The sequence below is a fragment of the Streptomyces sp. NPDC058576 genome (assembly GCF_042718715.1).
Lineage (GTDB): Bacteria > Actinomycetota > Actinomycetes > Streptomycetales > Streptomycetaceae > Streptomyces.
The window spans coordinates 1-13,938 of the sequence record NZ_JBHXPF010000064.1 but is presented as its reverse complement, the minus strand read 5'-3'; the positions used below and the strand labels follow the sequence as shown (position 1 = coordinate 13,938).

Here is a 13,938-nt window from a genome sequence, read left to right as displayed (position 1 = left end):
CTTCAGTCCGCGTGCAGGACCAGCAGGGCCACGTCGTCGTCCGGCGGCTGCTCGGCGAACTCGTGGACCGCCCGCCGGATCCGCTCCGCGGTCGCCTCGGCGGGCAGTCCGGCGCACCCGGCGAGGACCCGGGCGAGGCCGTCACCGTCGTCGAACATCAGCGGGCCCGACCGCCGCTCGGTCACCCCGTCCGTGACGCAGAGCAGGGTGTCCCCGGGCGCGAGGTCGAAGACCTGGCTCTCGTAGGCCACGTCCTCGACGACCCCGAGCAGCACCTGCGGCTCGGCGGCCGGGCGTACGGAGCCGTCGGGGCGCAGCAGCAGCGGCAGCGGGTGCCCGGCGCTGGCCACCGTGCAGCGGACCCCGCCGTCGGGGAGCGGCACGACCTCCCCGTACAGCAGGGAGAGGAAGCGCGACTGGGTGCCGTCGTGGAGCTGCCGGCCCCCGGCGGCGGCGACCATCAGGGCGGCTGCCTCGGCGGCCTCCATGGCGTCGTCGAGGAGCAGCCGGTTCAGCCGGTCCAGGACCTCTCCGACGCCGAAGCCCTCCCGTGAGAGCCGTGAGAGCAGCCGCAGCCAGGGGCGGGCGAGGCCCGTGACGACGGCGGCCTCGGGACCCGATCCCTGGACGTCGCCGAGGACGAAGCACCAGCGGTCGCCGGGGCACGGGAAGATGTCGTAGAAGTCACCGCCGACCACGCCGTCGTCGCTCGGTTCGTAGACGAGGGCGCTGGTGACGCCGGGGATGTCGGCGACCTTGCTGGGGAGCAGGCCGCGCTGGAGGATGCGGCTGATGGTGGCCTGCCGGGTGTAGGCGCGGGCGGCGCCGACGGCGAGGCCGAGGCGGCGGACGAAGTCCTCGATCAGGGACGCGACCGCCTCCGGCACCTGGGTCACGCCCTCACGGCCGACGAGGACGGTCCCGAGCGCCCGGCCGCCGGCCGTGATCCGGAAGGCGAGGGCGGCGCCGTCGCGGGCGCCGGGCTGCGGAGCCTCGTCCGCGGGTGGGGCGGGCCAGGGCACCGGGACGGACACGGGACCGGAGCCGACGCCGGCCGGGAGGCGGAGGGGCTCCCTCTCCAGGGCGGTGCGCAGGGGCTCGGTGCCGGTCTCGTCGCTGTGCCAGACCCGGGCGAGCCGGGGTTCGGCGGCCGGTCCCCCGCCCTCGCCCTCCAGCCAGATCGCGCACCAGTCCGCGAGCCGGGGCACCAGCAACTGGCCCGCTATGGCCGCCACGAGGTCCTCGTCGAGCTGCCCGGCGAGGAGGTCGGACGCCTCGGCGAGGAAGGCCGGGGCGCCCCGGCTGTCCCAGACCGCGTCGTCGCGCTCGGTGCGCCTGGCCGCGGGGGCGAGGATCTCGGCGGCGCGCAGGCCGCGTCTGATGGCCTCGCCGTCGGGCGGGGCGGGCGGGGCGCTCCAGTCGTCGACGGGGAGGCGGGCCCAGACGGTCTTGAGGCCGGTGCGGTAGGTGATGCCCCAGGAGTCGGCGAGGGTGGCGACGAGCTGGAGGCCCCGGCCGTACTCGGCGGGGTCCGGCAGCTCCCCCGCGACCGCCCCGTCGGGTTCGGGCCCGGGTCCCGGTTCGTCGCCGCTCACCGGGCGGGCCGGGTGGTGGTCGGTGACCTCCAGGACGAGGGCGGCGGACGGCTCGTCGCCGCCCTCCTCCTCCAGCCTGAGGACCAGGTCGACCGTGGTCCCGGCGTGCACGACGGCGTTGGTGACCAGCTCGTTGGTGACGGTCACGGCGTCGTCGGCGAGCCGGTCGCTGAAGCCCACGGCGGCGGGCACCCCGAGCCCGGTCCACTCCGCGAGCGCGGCCCGCACGAACCGGCGGGCGGCGGAGGGGGCGAGAGGTATCCCGGGCAGGCTGGTGCGGCTGGCCAGGCGCGGGCCGTGCGCGTGCCCGGCACGGGAGGTGCCGGGACGCTGCACGGTGTCCCGCTGCAAGGGGATGGGCGCCACGGTGCGGCTCCTACGGTCCGACGACACCGACAGAGTGACAGACCGGCCGCATCCATAAGCACCGAGTTACGGAAGTGAGCAGAAAATCGAGCAGATTCGAACGCGCGGGACGGCTTCACGACGCGTCTGCCGCCACGTCACCGGTTGTTCCCCCGGCGGGTCAGTCCGTCGTCTCGCGGACGTCCTTCCCCTCTTCGGCGAACGCCTTGAAGTCCCGCATGTGCCGCAGCGACTGCTTGCGGAAGACGCCGGGCACCAGGAACCCCACCAGCCGCATCGGCAGGCCGCTGAACCGGTACTCGTTCTCGCTCTCCCAGAGCGTCGTCTGCGGACCGGCCTCGGTCAGCCGGTCGCGCACGGCGCTCCACATGCCTTCGCCGACGATCTCGCGGTCGAAGTGGACGACACTCCCTTGCGGGATCCCGTGCAGGTCTGCCGGTTCCCGGCGCGTGATCGTCTCGGTGCACTCCATCTGCCGCTGCCCCGTCTGCAACACGACCCGCGACGTGGTGCCGACCTGCCCGTGCACGCCGCTCAGCGGCTCGTGCAGCACCAGACCCCGCAGCCACTCCGGCAGGTGTGCCGGGTCGGCGAGCAGGTGCACCACCCTCTCTCTCGGCAGGGCGATCTCGATCGAGACGGTGTACTTCATGGCGGAGCCCTCCGGGTTCCTGGGTGAGCGGGCGACTCCACTGATCTCTCACCCGCGCGACGGATGCCCTAACAGGATCACCGCCGCTTGCCGATGGCGAGCCTCGGAGTTGTCCGTCCGAGCGGGAAAGCGCGCTCAGTCACCGTCGGAGGACGGGGCCGCCATCGCCCTTCGTCTGCGGTACACCACCAGCCCGCACACCGCGAGCAGAAGGATGACGACGGCGGAGACCCCGAAGGCGGTCTGCTCGGCGAAGAGCCTTCCCAGTCCCTTGAGGACGCCGAGTCCGGCGGTCGCGTAGATCAGAGCCCAGGCGGCTCCGCCCACGAACAGGGCAGGAAGGTAGCGCGGCAACGGCATGCGCATGCTGCCCGCGAGGAAGTTCGCGGCGGTCTGGAAGCCGACCGTGAGGAAGGAGACGGCCACCACCGGCGCGCCCCACCGCTGGATCGCCCGCTCGGCACGCCGGAACTTCGCCGACGAGGTCCGCTCGGCGAATCTGCTGCGCCGGGCGCCGGCGCCGGCGAGCCATCCGACGGCGAACGTCCCTCCTGCGCGCAGCAGGACGATGACGTACAGGGCTCCGGCCGCGAGCGCGATCTCATCCACGACGCCTCGCTCTGGGCACCGGCCCGAAGCCCGCGTTCCCGGTCACCGGCACAGGCGTTCCCGCCCTGCCGGGCGCACGACGGGCACGAGCCCGGTCACCGTCTCTCACCTGCGCCCTGCCTCTGCCTGTTCCGTCCGCCGGGTTCCCACCGCGGCACCGGAATCCGAACCCGTACGCCCGGGTACCCACACCAGGCAAGGCCAGCCTAACCGGACCCGGATGCGGCGGATACAGGCCCCCTGGTCCTCGCCGGGGCCGAGGCGGCTCGGAAGCAGCTCGGCATCGTCGTCCTCACGGGCGCCGTCGGCGAGGTCGCGGATCCTGAACGTCCCGAGCTCGTACCGGTCCGGCGTGGAGATCGCCACCACTCCGAGCACAACACTTACCACCCGGTCGGAATTCACCGCCAGGAGGAGTGTACGTTCGTACTCTCCGGGGTTAGGGTCGTCCGCATGACCGTCGAGATCGAGGCACGGCCTCTCCCCGCCGCACGGCACGCGCGGGCCGCTGTAGCCGTCCTGTTCTTCACGAACGGGGCCCTGTTCGCCAACCTGCTGCCGAGGTATCCGCAGATCAAGGAGGACCTGGCGATCGGCAACGGCGCCTACGGGCTGGCGGTCGCCGCGTTCCCGGCGGGGGCCATCACGGCCGGCCTCGCGGCAGGGGTGCTCATCCGCCGCATCGGCTCGGCGCGGGTCGCGGTCCTCGGGACCCTGCTGACGGGTGTGGGGATCCTGGCCGCCGGTCTGGCCCCGTCGGTCGCGCTGTTCGCGACCGCCCTGTTTCTGGCCGGAGCCATGGACGCGCTGACGGATGTCGGGCAGAACGCGCACGGTCTTCGGGTGCAGCGGCTCTACGGGCGGTCCATCCTCAACTCCTTCCACGCGATCTGGTCCATCGGCGCCGTCACCGGAGGGCTGATGGCGGCCGGGGCGATGTCGCTGGACCTGTCGCTCGGCCTGCACCTCGCGGTCTCGGCCGCCGTCCTCGTCGTCGCCGCGGCGGCCGCGCTGCGCTTCTGCCTGCCCGGCCCGGACAACGCACCGGAGGAGACCGGCCCGGAACAGCGGAACGCGAAAAGGGCGAGCGGCAACGCGCACGTCGGGTACGTCCTGGCGGCCCTCGTTCTGATCGCCACGGCCGGCACGCTCGTCGAGGATGCGGGGAACTCCTGGGCCGCCCTGTACCTGAACGACGCCCTGCACGCCTCCGCGGCACTCGCCGCCGGGGGCTTCATCGCCCTGGTGGGCGCCCAGTTCATCGGGCGCATCATCGGGGACCGCCTCGTCGACCGCTTCGGGCAGCGTGCCGTGGCCCGGGCCGGCGGCCTGATCACCGCGGTCGGCATGGGTCTCGCACTGGCGGTGCCGACGCTGCCCGGAACCATCCTGGGCTTCGCCCTGGCCGGATTCGGGGTGGCGACCCTGGTGCCCGCGGCGATGCACGAGGCCGACGCGCTGCCCGGCCTCAAACCCGGATCAGGTCTGACGATCGTCTCCTGGCTCATGCGCCTGGGCTTCCTGCTGTCGCCGCCGGTCGTCGGTCACGTCGCCGACGCGACCAGCCTGCGCACCGGTCTGCTGGTGATCCCCGCCGCCGGACTGCTGGTGGTGCTGCTCGCCGGGGTCCTGCGGGCCAGGCGCGACTGAAAGAGCGGGCGGGGAGTCCGGTCCCGTGAGGGTCCGTACTCCCCGCCCGTCACCGTCCGGGGCCGAGCCCCCGGACGGTCCGCGCGAACAGCCGCTGGGCCTCGCGCGAGCCGTGTACGTCTAGGGCGTGTCCGGCCTATCCGGTCCTGATCCGCCGGGCACGCCCTAGGCCTCGCGCGAGCCCGCGTACATCTCGTCGATGAGGCCCTGGTACTCGCGCTCGACGACCGGCCGCTTCAGCTTGAGGCTGGGGGTCAGCTCGCCGTGCTCGACGTCCAGGTCGCGCGGCAGCAGGCGGAACTTCTTGATGGTCTGCCAGCGCTGGAGGCCCTCGTTGAGGCGCTTGACGTATCCGTCGATCAGCTCGACGGTCTGCGGGGCGGCGACGACCTCCGCGTACGACTTGCCCTCCAGTCCGTTCTCGGCGGCCCAGCCGAGAAGGGTGGGGCCGTCGAGGGCGATGAGCGCGGTGCAGAAGTTACGGTCCGCGCCGTGCACCAGGATGTTGGAGACGAACGGGCAGACCGCCTTGAACTGGCCCTCGACCTCCGCCGGGGCGACGTACTTGCCGCCCGAGGTCTTGATCAGGTCCTTCTTGCGGTCGGTGATGCGGAGGTATCCGTCGGCGGACAGCTCGCCGATGTCCCCGGTGTGGATCCAGCCGTCCGACTCCAGGACCTCTTCGGTCTTGTCGGGCAGGTTGTGGTAGCCCTGCATGACGCCGGGGCCGCGCAGCAGGATCTCGCCGTCGTCCGCGATGCGCACCTCGGTGCCGGGGAGCGGCTTGCCGACGGTGCCGGTGCGGTAGGCCTCGCCCGGGTTGACGAAGGAGGCGGCGCTGGTCTCGGTGAGACCGTAGCCCTCCAGGATGTGGACGCCGGCGCCCGCGAAGAAGTAGCCGATGTCCGGGGCGAGCGCGGCGGAGCCCGAGACGCAGGCACGCAGCCGGCCGCCGAAGGCCTCGCGGATCTTGGAGTAGACGAGGGCGTCGGCGACCTTGTGCTTGGCGCCGAGCGCGAAGGGGACGGACGCGTTGCCGGTGCGCCGGAAGTTGTCCTGGGAGACCTTGGCGTACTCGCGGGCGACTCCGGCGGCCCACTGGAAGATCTTGTACTTGGCGCCGCCGCCCGCGCGGGCCTTGGAGGCGACCCCGTTGTAGACCTTCTCGAAGATCCGGGGCACGGCGGCCATGTAGGTCGGCTGGACGACCGGCAGATTCTCGATGATCTTGTCGATGCGGCCGTCGACGGCGGTGACGTGGCCGACCTCGATCTGACCGGAGGTGAGGACCTTGCCGAAGACGTGGGCGAGCGGCAGCCAGAGGTACTGCACGTCGTCGGCGTTGATCAGCCCGGTCGAGACGGTGGCCTTGGCCATGTACGACCAGTTGTCGTGCGGCAGCCGCACGCCCTTGGGGCGGCCGGTGGTGCCCGAGGTGTAGATGAGGGTCGCGAGCTGGTCGGCGGTGATGGCGGCGACCCGCTCGGTGACCGCGTCCGGGGTCTTGGCCAGCAGCTCGTTGCCCTGGGCCTCCAGGTCGGCGAGGGTGATGATCCAGCCCTCGGGGTCGCCCTCGGCGGGCTCGACGCCGGCCGGGTCGATGACCACCACATGGGCGAGGTCCGGCAGGTCGGCGCGGGTCTCGCGGGCCTTGGCCAGCTGCTCGGCGTCCTCCGCGATGAGGATCCGGCTCCCGGAGTCGGCCAGGATGAACGCGGACTCCTCGGCGTTCGTGGAGGGGTAGATCGTCGTGGTCGCGGCGCCCGCGCACATCACCCCGAGGTCGATGAGGATCCACTCCACCCGGGTGGCCGAGGAGAGGGCGACCCGCTCCTCCGGCCGTACGCCGAGCGCGATCAGCCCCGCGGCGATCGCGTAGACCCGCTCCGAGGCCTGGCCCCAGCTCAGCGACTTCCAGTCGTCGGGACCCTCGCCCGATGCCGACGGCACCGGGTAGCGGTACGCCTCCCCGTCCGGGGTCGCCGCCACGCGGTCGATGAAGAGGGACGCCACGGAGGGCGGCCGGTTATCGATCAAGGTCTGTGTGTCGCTCACGACGTCCTCCGGGCCTGCGGCATTGCTACGACCGGCTTCTTTGATACTGCGACTACTGCTGCTGTCCTGCTGCGCAACCTGCTTGTTCGGCTTGTTTAACTGGCGAGTAACCAACGAGTCGTGATCAGAGTAGAGCGCACTTGTCCGACGCGTAAGAGGCAACGGGCCGCCGCTTTCATAACGAAAGGGCCCTCACACCGCACGTTACTGCGGTGTGAGGGCCCTTCGGGCCGTAGGCCGGCCGAGGGCCGTTCAGGTCCGGGCCGGGGCTACTTCTTGCCCTTGCTCTCCCCGGCGGACTCGTCGGTCGACAGCACCGAGATGAAGGCGTCCTGCGGAACCTCCACGTTGCCGACCATCTTCATCCGCTTCTTGCCCTCCTTCTGCTTCTCCAGCAGCTTCCGCTTACGGGAGATGTCACCGCCGTAGCACTTGGCGAGAACGTCCTTGCGGATGGCGCGGACGGTCTCACGGGCGATGACCCGGGCCCCGATGGCCGCCTGGATCGGCACCTCGAAGTTCTGCCGGGGGATGAGCTTCTGCAGCTTGGCGACGAGCCGGACGCCGTACGCGTACGCCTTGTCCTTGTGGGTGACCGCGGAGAACGCGTCCACCTTGTCGCCGTGCAGCAGGATGTCGACCTTGACGAGGTGGGCCGTCTGCTCGCCGGTGGGCTCGTAGTCGAGGGAGGCGTACCCGCGGGTCTTGGACTTCAGCTGGTCGAAGAAGTCGAAGACGATCTCGGCGAGCGGCAGGGTGTAGCGGATCTCGACCCGGTCCTCGGAGAGGTAGTCCATGCCGAGCAGGGTGCCGCGCCGGCCCTGGCACAGCTCCATGATCGCGCCGATGAACTCGCTCGGGGCCAGCACCGTGGCGCGGACGACCGGCTCGTGCACCTTGTCGATCTTGCCCTCGGGGAACTCGCTCGGATTGGTGACGACGTGCTCGGTGCCGTCCTCCATCTCGACGCGGTAGACCACGTTGGGGGCGGTGGCGATCAGGTCGAGCCCGAACTCGCGCTCCAGCCGCTCGCGGACCACGTCCAGGTGGAGCAGGCCGAGGAAGCCGACGCGGAAGCCGAAGCCGAGCGCGGCGGAGGTCTCCGGCTCGTAGACCAGGGCGGCGTCGTTGAGCTGGAGCTTGTCCAGCGCCTCGCGCAGGTCCGGGTAGTCCGAGCCGTCCAGCGGGTAGAGCCCCGAGAACACCATCGGCTTCGGGTCCTTGTAACCGCCCAGCGCCTCGGCCGCCCCGTTGTGCAGGGAGGTGATCGTGTCACCGACCTTGGACTGCCGGACGTCCTTCACGCCGGTGATGATGTAGCCGACCTCGCCCACGCCGATGCCGTCGGCCGGGGTCATCTCCGGGGAGGACACCCCGATCTCCAGCAGCTCGTGGGTGGCGCCGGTCGACATCATCCGGATGCGCTCGCGCTTGTTGAGCTGGCCGTCGACGACACGGACGTAGGTGACGACACCGCGGTACGAGTCGTAGACCGAGTCGAAGATCATCGCGCGGGCGGGGGCGTCCGCGACGCCGACCGGGGCCGGCACGTCCCGCACGACCCGGTCGAGCAGCGCGTCCACGCCGACGCCGGTCTTGGCGGAGACCTTGAGCACGTCCTCGGGCTGGCAGCCGATGAGGTTGGCCAGCTCCTCGGAGAACTTCTCCGGCTGGGCGGCGGGGAGGTCGATCTTGTTGAGCACCGGGACGATGGTGAGGTCGTTCTCCATCGCGAGATAGAGGTTGGCCAGCGTCTGGGCCTCGATGCCCTGCGCGGCGTCGACCAGCAGGACCGTGCCCTCGCAGGCCGCGAGCGAACGGGAGACCTCGTAGGTGAAGTCCACGTGGCCCGGGGTGTCGATCATGTTGAGGATGTGGGTGGTGCCCGTGTCCTCACCCGTGTTGGGCGCCCAGGGCAGCCGGACCGCCTGGGACTTGATGGTGATGCCGCGCTCGCGCTCGATGTCCATCCGGTCGAGGTACTGAGCACGCATCTGCCGCTGGTCGACCACTCCGGTCAGCTGAAGCATCCGGTCGGCGAGGGTCGACTTGCCGTGGTCGATGTGCGCGATGATGCAGAAATTGCGGATCAGCGCCGGGTCGGTACGGCTCGGCTCGGGCACGTTGGAAGGAGTCGCGGGCACGCAGGGTCCTGATTCTTGAGACGCCGAACGCCGTGTCTCGGGTCGATGTCGGGTCGGTCGGATCGTCGGTCGGATCGATACGTAGGCTCCATCGTCCCACGCCTGCGGGGCAGCGACCGGTTTGGGCCGGTCGGAGGGTGACTGCTACCGTGGACAGCTGTGCCTCGTGGCTCTCACGAGCGGCGTGGCTCACCTAGAAGATCCAACGAACCTGAAAAGGCTCTTTCGTGGCGAACATCAAGTCCCAGATCAAGCGGAACAAGACCAACGAGAAGGCGCGCCTGCGCAACAAGGCCGTCAAGTCGTCGCTCAAGACCGCGATCCGCAAGGCCCGCGAGGCCGCCGCTGCCGGTGACGTCGAGAAGGCCACCACGGCCGTCCGCGACGCCTCCCGTCAGCTCGACAAGGCTGTCTCGAAGGGTGTCATCCACAAGAACGCCGCCGCCAACAAGAAGTCGGCGCTGGCGTCCAAGGTTGCCTCCCTGCAGGCCTGAGCTTCTTCCCGAAGCTCACTGATGTGATCGCCGGAACGGATCAGCGGGCCCTCTCTCCCGCCCCGGACCGGCACCCCGCGCCGCACACCGAACCTGCGTTCGCCACGCGGGTGCGGCGCACCCGAGCATGACCCGGAAGCCCCGGCGCCGATCTCCCCAGATCAGCGCTCCGGGGCTTCCGTGCGTGCGGGGGCTTTCCAGCCCGTCCGGCGTTTGAGGACGGAACCGGTGATCACACGTGGGCCCGCACCCTCCCACCCCGATGCCGAGGCAATCCCAGCCCGTCCGGCGCTTGAGGACGGAACCGGTCACCCCAGGGCCCCGCACACCACGGCGAACCCGCGGCGAACCGCCCACCCGCCCCGAGAGGAACTACCGCCCCGCCCGCGCGGCCCGGGCGACAACGACGACGGCCTTCTCCAAGGCGTACTCGGGATCGTCCCCCCCGCCCTTCACCCCCGCATCCGCCGCCGCCACGGCCCGCAGCGCCACCGCGACCCCGTCCGGCGTCCACCCCCGCATCTGCTGCCGCACCCGGTCGATCTTCCACGGCGGCATCCCCAGCTCCCGGGCCAGATCGGTCGGCCGCCCGCCCCGGGCGGAGGACAGCTTCCCGATCGCCCGCACCCCCTGCGCCAGCGCACTGGTGATCAGGACGGGCGGGACCCCGGTCGACAACGACCACCGCAGCGCCTCCAGCGCCTCCGCCGCACGCCCCTCGACCGCCCGGTCGGCGACGGTGAACGACGAGGCCTCGGCCCGCCCGGTGTAATAGCGACCGACGACCGCCTCGTCGATCGTGCCCTCGACATCCGCGATCAGCTGGGACACCGCGCTCGCCAGCTCCCGCAGATCGCTGCCGATGGAGTCGACCAGCGCCTGGCACGCCTCCGGCGTCGCGGACCGCCCATGGGTGCGGAACTCCGACCGTACGAAGGAGAGCCGCTCGGCGGGCTTGGTGGTCTTCGGGCAGGCGACCTCCCGGGCCCCGGCCTTACGGGCCGCGTCCAGCAGGCCCTTGCCCTTGGCCCCGCCCGCGTGCAGCAGGACGAGCGTGATCTCCTCCACCGGCGCGCCGAGATACGCCTTGACGTCCTTGACCGTGTCGGCCGAGAGGTCCTGCGCGTTGCGCACGATCACGACCTTGCGCTCGGCGAAGAGCGAGGGACTGGTGAGCTCGGCGAGCGTGCCGGGCTGCAACTGGTCGGACGCCAGATCACGTACGTCCGTGTCGGCGTCGGCAGCACGCGCGGCCGCCACGACTTGCTGCACCGCACGGTCCAGGAGGAGGTCCTCCTGGCCCACGGCGAGAGTGAGCGGGGCGAGCGGATCGTCGGTGGAATTCTTCCTGGTGGCCATCGCGATCCAGCATCCCACGCGTCACTGACAGCCCGGACGGTCCGGCCGCCCCGGGGTGTGGGGCACGGAAGTCCGTACCGGAGAATGTCCGGGTGAGCGATGTGAGACATGTACTGGTGCTGCCCGACCGCGACGCCGCCGAGGACGTGGCCGGGGAGCTGGCTGACCGCTTCGGGGTCGCCGAGGAGCCGCAGCTCGTACGGGACGCGCTGGCCGGCGAGGACGACGCCGAGGACGCCCAGTGGCTCGTGGTCGTGGAGGACGCGGCCGGGCGCCTGGACCCGGCCGCGCTCGACGCGTTCGCCGCCGAGTACGAGGGCTGGCTGGAGAAGCCGTAGCGCCCGGCCGACCGGGCCGTAGGGAACGGCCGGGGCCGGCTCAGCCCTGGGGAACGATCTGGATGTCCAGATCGATGACGATGCTGGGCCCCACCACGGCGATCCCGCGCGCCAGCATGGTCTGCCAGGTGAGGGTGAAGTCCTCGCGGTGCAGTTCGGTGGTGGCCCGGCAGGCGGCGCGCGTCTCGCCCTCCAGGCCGTTGCCGAGACCGAGGTACTGGGTGTCCAGCGTCACGGTGCGGCTGACGCCGTGGAGGGTCAGCGCGCCGGTGACACCCCAGCGGCTGCCGCCCCGGTGGACGAAGCGCTCGCTGTAGAACTCCAGCGTCGGGTAGCGGCCGACGTCGAGGAAGTCGCCGGAGCGCAGATGGTCGTCGCGCATCTGCACATTGGTGTCGATCGACGCCGCGTCGATGATCACGTGCATGGCGGAGTCCTCCATGCGGTCGGCGATCCGGACCGCCCCGGCGAAGGTGTTGAACCTGCCGTGGATGCGGGCCAGCCCGATGTGCCGGGCGGTGAAGCCGATCTGCGAGTGGTTCGGCTCGATGTCCCAGTCGCCGGGGTCGGGCAGCTGCGGGGGCTGCGCCACCTGGAGGGTCACATCGCCCAGGGTGGCGTGCGCCCCTTCGGTCACCGTCGCCGCCCCGTGGAACGGGGTGAAGCCCTCGGCCGTGACCGCCAGCCGGTAGTCGCCGCCCGGGACCGTGGCGAGAAGACTGCCGAAGGGGTCCGTCTCGCCGGCGGTCACCTTGCGGCCCGTGCTGTCCGTCACGACGAACTCGGCCTGCTGAACCGGTTCGTTGACCGGGTCCAGCACCCGGCAGCTGAGCACTCCCGCGGTACGGGGTATCTGGAATCCGGCGAGGGCCCCACCGCGCCCACCCGCCTGGCCTCTGTTTCCCAGCCAACGGCCGAACATCTCTGACGTACCCCCACGGGCGCTTCGCACCTGGGGCCCCTGACACGTGGACGTCTCCGTCGGATCAGCGGCCCCCCGACGATCATGCATTCGATCACTGTTGAGGCGTTCGAGGCAAACCGGGTAGGTCGGAGAACCTTGTGCGGTTATGCGCCAATCCGACGTGAAGGTGTGGCGCTTTCCGGGTCAGCGGCGAGGGCCCCGACCTGGCACACACTCCGCCGTCTCAGGACCCGCCGCCCACCGGCATCGAGCGGCCGAAGTACGTCCACGGGGCCTTGGACAGCCCGACGTCCGCCGCCGAGAAGGCGGTCGCGTACGAGGTACCGACGCCGCTGACGGAACCGCCCAGGTTCCACAGGGCGCCGTTGCTCGTGTCCTCCATCGGAGCCCCGACGGCCAGGTCGGCGCGGGCGTCGCCGTTGGTGTCGGTCAGGCGTACGGCCGCACCGAACCGGTCGTACGGCTCGTTCGCGCCCGGCACGCCCGCGGTGCCCTGGTGCACGGCCTGGGAACCGACGCCGGTGAGTCCGTCGGCCGAGCCGCGCAGGACGACGACCCCACCCGCGTTGGGAACCGAGCCGATGGTCTCGAACTCGACGCCCACGGCGGCGTCGGCGAAGCCGTCACCGTCGATGTCGCCCACGGCCACCGCCTCGCCGAACGAGTCCTCGGGCTCGGTGGCTCCGGGAACGCCGGGACTGTCCTGGGTGAGCGTCCTGCGACCGGAGGAGCTGAGCCCCGCCGCGGCGCCCGCGTAGGCGGTGACCGAGTTCTCGTCACGAGACCCGACGATCAGGTCGTCCCTGCCGTCGGCGTCGAAGTCACCCGTGGCAGCCGTGTGCGCCTCGTCCGGCAGGACCGTGGGGTCGCCGAGCGCCCCGTCGTAGACGAGCGACGCGCCGTCGTAGCTGCCGTCCTCGTCGTAACGGCCCCCCACGACGAGATCGTCCCTGCCGTCACCGTCGAAGTCGCCCGCCGCCAGGTCGCGGTAGTAGTCCGAGCTCTCCGGAGCGATCGCGGTCGTCAGCCGGCGGCGCTCCTCGGCCCCGCCTCGGGCGATGGCTCCGAAGATCCATACGTCGTTGCCGCTGGTGCCGACGGCGAGCTCGGGATTTCCGTCGCCGTCGAAGTCACCGACGACGAGTCGGTCGCCGAAGCGGTCGTGCTGGGTGGGGGCCGGGTCAGGGAGGTCGGTGCCTCCGACGATGCCCGATTTCGAACCCCACAGGACCGTGACGGCACCGCCCGCCACGTCGCTGCCGACCTTCTCGTCCGGCGTGCCGGCGACGATGTCGCTGTAGCCGTCACCGTCCAGGTCTCCCGTGGCCAGCGCCGAGCCGAACTCGTCGTTCTCCTCCAGCGCGCCGGGAACACCCGCCGACCCCTGCGTGACGATGTGGGTCCGGCCGGCCGAGACTCCTGCGGACGAACCGGTGTTGACGACTATCGCACCAGCCCTGGGAACGCCTGACACGGCGGCTTCGGAGGCGGTGACCAGGTCACCGTAGCCGTCGCCGTTCACGTCGCTCTGCCCGCGGAGAGCGGCCGTGGGCGCGTTGGGCGCAGCGTGAGCAGGGGTCGCGGCGAACAGGCCGGCCGCAAGGGCGACAGCGAGGACGGGGGCGGAGCGGTACGCGTGGCGCATGGACTCTTCTCTATCGATGCGGCGGCCGGAAGGACCTGGCAGGCGGCGGGGCAGGTGCCCAAACCCGCGGGGAGGCCCCCCGACAGGGTAGGAACAAAACCCCCAA

The 13,938-nt window shown here is 71.3% G+C and carries 11 protein-coding genes; 3 read left to right on the top strand and 8 right to left on the bottom strand.

Translation table 11 applies throughout. The annotated features are described in order from the left end of the window. Window positions 1-2: 2 nt before the first annotated feature. From ACFWRV_RS30755 to ACFWRV_RS30745, 3 genes are all read right to left on the bottom strand, one after another. Entirely contained in the window at window positions 3-1,961 is a 1,959-nt protein-coding gene (locus ACFWRV_RS30755; RefSeq protein WP_384339186.1) for a SpoIIE family protein phosphatase, read from the bottom strand. Between the two features lie 160 nt (window positions 1,962-2,121). Next, window positions 2,122-2,613, bottom strand: a complete 492-nt coding sequence (locus ACFWRV_RS30750; RefSeq protein ID WP_384339185.1) for an SRPBCC family protein — start codon at window positions 2,611-2,613, stop codon at window positions 2,122-2,124. 135 nt (window positions 2,614-2,748) lie between these two features. Beyond that, window positions 2,749-3,222, bottom strand: coding sequence for a DedA family protein (locus ACFWRV_RS30745; protein WP_384339184.1), 474 nt, complete (start codon window positions 3,220-3,222; stop codon window positions 2,749-2,751). 453 nt (window positions 3,223-3,675) lie between these two features. Between ACFWRV_RS30745 and ACFWRV_RS30740 the strand changes: the two genes are divergently transcribed. Further along, complete coding sequence (locus ACFWRV_RS30740) at window positions 3,676-4,872, top strand: MFS transporter (protein WP_384339183.1); 1,197 nt, start codon at window positions 3,676-3,678, stop codon at window positions 4,870-4,872. Between the two features lie 165 nt (window positions 4,873-5,037). Here the strand turns inward: ACFWRV_RS30740 and ACFWRV_RS30735 are convergent, their stop codons facing one another. Both ACFWRV_RS30735 and lepA read right to left on the bottom strand, forming a co-directional pair. Then, entirely contained in the window at window positions 5,038-6,927 is a 1,890-nt protein-coding gene (locus tag ACFWRV_RS30735; protein ID WP_384339182.1) for an AMP-dependent synthetase/ligase, read from the bottom strand. A gap of 269 nt (window positions 6,928-7,196) precedes the next feature. Beyond that, the gene (lepA, locus tag ACFWRV_RS30730; protein ID WP_384339181.1) at window positions 7,197-9,071 is read right to left on the bottom strand and encodes a translation elongation factor 4; all 1,875 of its coding nucleotides are present in this window, start codon (window positions 9,069-9,071) and stop codon (window positions 7,197-7,199) included. 227 nt (window positions 9,072-9,298) lie between these two features. Between lepA and rpsT the strand changes: the two genes are divergently transcribed. Then, entirely contained in the window at window positions 9,299-9,565 is a 267-nt protein-coding gene (rpsT, locus tag ACFWRV_RS30725; protein WP_007449624.1) for a 30S ribosomal protein S20, read from the top strand. A 372-nt stretch (window positions 9,566-9,937) separates the two neighbouring features. On the opposite strand, the gene holA is transcribed toward rpsT, so the two are convergent. Next, window positions 9,938-10,924, bottom strand: a complete 987-nt coding sequence (holA, locus tag ACFWRV_RS30720) for a DNA polymerase III subunit delta (protein WP_384339180.1) — start codon at window positions 10,922-10,924, stop codon at window positions 9,938-9,940. Between the two features lie 92 nt (window positions 10,925-11,016). On the opposite strand from holA, the gene ACFWRV_RS30715 reads away from it, so the two are divergent. Then, a complete protein-coding gene (locus ACFWRV_RS30715) occupies window positions 11,017-11,262 on the top strand; it encodes a hypothetical protein (RefSeq protein ID WP_384339179.1) in 246 nt (81 codons plus the stop codon). A 40-nt stretch (window positions 11,263-11,302) separates the two neighbouring features. Here ACFWRV_RS30715 and ACFWRV_RS30710 read toward each other — a convergent pair whose 3' ends face one another. Together ACFWRV_RS30710 and ACFWRV_RS30705 are read right to left on the bottom strand one after the other, a co-directional pair. After that, window positions 11,303-12,184 carry a YceI family protein gene (locus tag ACFWRV_RS30710; RefSeq protein WP_384339178.1) on the bottom strand — a complete coding sequence of 294 codons (882 nt, stop codon included), beginning with the start codon at window positions 12,182-12,184 and terminating at the stop codon, window positions 11,303-11,305. Between the two features lie 226 nt (window positions 12,185-12,410). Next, window positions 12,411-13,832, bottom strand: coding sequence for an FG-GAP-like repeat-containing protein (locus tag ACFWRV_RS30705; protein WP_384339177.1), 1,422 nt, complete (start codon window positions 13,830-13,832; stop codon window positions 12,411-12,413). Window positions 13,833-13,938: the final 106 nt, after the last annotated feature.

Coding starts and splice junctions, on each gene's coding strand:
- ACFWRV_RS30750 (WP_384339185.1), bottom strand. CDS start 2,613: ATGAAGTACACCGTCTCGATCGAGATCGCCCTGCCGAGAGAGAGGGTG.
- ACFWRV_RS30740 (WP_384339183.1), top strand. CDS start 3,676: ATGACCGTCGAGATCGAGGCACGGCCTCTCCCCGCCGCACGGCACGCG.
- holA (WP_384339180.1), bottom strand. CDS start 10,924: ATGGCCACCAGGAAGAATTCCACCGACGATCCGCTCGCCCCGCTCACT.
- ACFWRV_RS30710 (WP_384339178.1), bottom strand. CDS start 12,184: ATGTTCGGCCGTTGGCTGGGAAACAGAGGCCAGGCGGGTGGGCGCGGT.
- ACFWRV_RS30705 (WP_384339177.1), bottom strand. CDS start 13,832: ATGCGCCACGCGTACCGCTCCGCCCCCGTCCTCGCTGTCGCCCTTGCG.